This window comes from Streptomyces sp. NRRL B-24572 (genome assembly GCF_002156145.1).
Classification (GTDB): Bacteria; Actinomycetota; Actinomycetes; order Streptomycetales; family Streptomycetaceae; genus Streptomyces; species Streptomyces vietnamensis.
Genome location: NZ_MWIG01001060.1, coordinates 1 through 2956, shown reverse-complemented (window position 1 = coordinate 2956; position 2956 = coordinate 1). Strand labels below are relative to the sequence as shown.

Here is a 2956-nt window from a genome sequence, read left to right as displayed (position 1 = left end):
TCGGCGACGTGATGGTGGTGCGGGTTCCCCTGATCGGCAAGGGCACCGACGACACCTCAAACCGTTCGCTGGAGAAGCTCAGGGGCACGGTGCTGCCCGCCACCCTCGGCACGGTGGAGGGCATCGACTACGCGGTCGGCGGCAAGACGGCGCAGCCGTACGACTTCGCCGAGCGGCTGAACGGCCGTACCGCCGCCGTCTTCGCCTTCGTCCTCGCCCTGGCCTTCGTGCTCCTGGTGCTCGCCTTCCGGTCCTGGGCGATTCCGCTGGTGTCGATCCTGCTCAACCTGCTCTCGATCGGAGCGGCCTACGGCGTGCTGACCTGGGTGTTCCAGAACGGCCACCTGGAATCGGCGCTCGGCTTCACCTCGTACGGAGGCGTGGTCGCCTGGCTGCCGCTGTTCATGTTCGTGATCCTCTTCGGACTGAGCATGGACTACCACATCTTCATCCTCAGCCGGATCAGGGAGCGCTGGGCGAGCGGCACCACCGCGAAGGACGCGATCGTCGGCGGCATCAGCAGCAGCGCAGGCGTGGTCACCAGCGCCGCCGCCGTCATGACCGCCGTGTTCACGGTGTTCGTGAGCCTGACCGCCATCGAGTACAAGATGATGGGGATCGGCATGGCCGTGGCCATCCTCATCGACGCCACCGTCGTCCGAGGCGTGCTCCTGCCCGCGGCCATGGCCCTCCTGGGCGACCGCGCCTGGTCCCGGCGCCGCGGCTCAAGCACGGCGGTCAGTGCCTGACCAGGCAGAACGGATGCCCCGCCGGGTCCGCGTAGACCCGCCGGCTCCGCGCCCCGGCCCCCTCGTTGAGCAGCGTCGCACCCGCCGCGAGGACCTGCTCCTGGGCGGCGTCCAGATCGGCGACGCCGAAGTCGAGGGGGAACTGCTGGGGCCGCTCCGGGCCCGGCCACGTCGGCGGGCGGTGGTCGGCGACGCCCTGGAAGCAGAGGACGAGCCCGCCGGGCGCGTGCAGCGTGGACCAGCCCTCGCCGAGGGACCAGCGCGGGTCGGACCGGTCGACGTCCCCGCCGAGCACGGCCCGGTAGAACGCGGCGAGTTCACGGGGCGCGGGACAGTCGAGGACGACGCACTGCAGGTCGGCGATCATGCGCGGATTCTAGGGGGCGTCCCGGCGGCGCGCCTGCGTCCGGACCGCGCCCATGCTCGCCCCGATGACGAGGGCGATCGCGAGGGCGTCGGTGGCGGACAGCGCCTGGTGGAGGACGAGGAAGCCCGCCGTGGCCGCGATGGCCGGTTCCAGGCTCATCAGGATCGCGAAGGTGGGCGCGGGCAGGCGGCGCAGGGCGAGGAGTTCCAGGGTGTACGGGAGGACCGAGGACATCAGCGCGACGCCGAGGCCCAGGCCGATCGTCGACGGTACGAGGAGCCTGTCGCCGGCCTCCGCGATGCCGAGCGGCAGGCTGATGACCGCGCCGAAGGCCATGGCGAGCGCGAGCCCGTCGGCCTGCGGGAAGCGTCGGCCCGTACGGGCGCTGAAGACGATGTACGCCGCCCACATCGCGCCCGCCGCGAGCGCGAAGCCCGCACCGAGCGGGTCGAGGCGTTCGAAGCCGCCGCCCCCGAGGAGGACGACGCCGCCGAGGGCGAGCCCGGCCCACAGGAGGTTGACGAGGCGGCGGGAGGCGACGACCGAGAGGATCAGCGGGCCGAGGACCTCCAGGGTCACGGCGGCGCCCAGCGGGATCCGGTTGGCGGACAGGTAGAAGAGGTTGTTCATGCCGGCCATGGCCGTACCGAAGGCGACGATCGTCCCCCAGTCGGCGCGACCGTAGCCGCGGACCTTGGGCCGGCAGACGATCAGCAGGATGGCGGCCGCGAGCACGAGCCGCAGGGTGACGACCCCGAGCGCACCCGCGCGGGGCATCAGGAGCACGGCGACGGCGGAGCCGAACTGCACGGAGAGCCCACCGGCGACGACGAGCGCGATGGGGGCGAGGCGGTGACCGGCGACGTGACCGGCGGCGGAGGACCGGGCCGCCTCCGCCCGCACCGACGGCGCCGCGGCCGGGGCCGCCTCCTTGACGGGACTGTCCACCGACGACTCCTTCACCCACACGCTAGTTCACCGAATTGGACCCCCGGTCCAGAATAATGCACCCCCGTCCGGCCGACAGCCCGAATTCCCCTCCCGGCCGCGCACCACGCCACGAGCCCGTCACGCACCCCGCCACGAACCACGCTACGAGCCCCCGCGCGGCACCGGAAATGCCGATTGCGCTGCGGTTATGCTCCGGACGCATGAGCATCGAGCTGCGTCACCTCCGTTGCTTCCTCGCCATCGCCGAGGAGACCAGCCTCACCCGGGCGGCCGCCCGGCTCCACCTCACCCAGCCCGCCGTCTCCCGCACCCTCGCCGCCCTGGAGCAGCACCTCGGCGCCCGGCTCGTCGACCGCTCCACCCACCACCTCGCGCTCACCGCCGAAGGCCGCGCGTTCCAGGACCGGGCGGCCGCCGCCCTCGCCGCCTTCGACGCCGCCGTCGACCCGGCGCGCCTGCGCCACCGCCCGCTGCGCCTCGGGCACGCCTGGTCGGCCTTCGGCCCGTACACCACTCCCCTGCTCCGGCGCTGGCGGCGCGCCCACCCCGATACCCCGCTCGAACTCCTCCGCATCGACGACCGCACCGCCGGCCTCGCCCGCGGCGAGGTCGACGCGGCGCTGCTGCGCGGGGCCGTGGACGCGCCCGGCCTGGTCACGGAGGAGCTCGCCACGGAAGACCGGGTGGCCGCGCTCCCCGACGACCACCCGCTCGCGGGCCGCCCCCGGCTCGTCCTCGGCGACCTCGCGGACGAGACGGTCGTCCTCAACACCGTCTCGGGCACGACCACGCTGTCCCTCTGGCCGGCCACCGCCCGCCCGGCGGCCACCCTGACGGTCGCCAACACCGACGACTGGCTCACGGCGATCGCCGCCGGGCGGGCGGTGGC

General features: G+C 73.6%; 4 protein-coding genes. 2 read left to right on the top strand and 2 right to left on the bottom strand.

Annotation, left to right across the window (positions count from 1 at the left end; genetic code table 11):
* On the top strand, positions 1-749 hold a 749-nt coding region (locus CCN56_RS40130), incomplete at its 5' end, for an MMPL family transporter (protein WP_179200164.1).
* Here the strand turns inward: CCN56_RS40130 and CCN56_RS40125 are convergent.
* Both CCN56_RS40125 and CCN56_RS40120 read right to left on the bottom strand, forming a co-directional pair.
* Complete coding sequence (locus CCN56_RS40125) at positions 739-1116, bottom strand: VOC family protein (protein WP_086832490.1); 378 nt, start codon at positions 1114-1116, stop codon at positions 739-741. The two genes, CCN56_RS40130 and CCN56_RS40125, sit on opposite strands and share 11 nt — an antisense overlap.
* Positions 1117-1125: 9 nt before the next feature.
* A complete protein-coding gene (locus CCN56_RS40120; RefSeq protein WP_373412964.1) occupies positions 1126-2064 on the bottom strand; it encodes a DMT family transporter in 939 nt (312 codons plus the stop codon).
* A gap of 203 nt (positions 2065-2267) precedes the next feature.
* On the opposite strand from CCN56_RS40120, the gene CCN56_RS40115 reads away from it, so the two are divergent.
* On the top strand, positions 2268-2956 hold a 689-nt coding region (locus CCN56_RS40115; RefSeq protein ID WP_107484319.1), incomplete at its 3' end, for a LysR family transcriptional regulator.

Bases quoted from the DNA above. Each gene is read 5' to 3' on its own strand.
- CCN56_RS40125 (WP_086832490.1), bottom strand. From the start codon at position 1,116: ATGATCGCCGACCTGCAGTGCGTCGTCCTCGACTGTCCCGCGCCCCGT.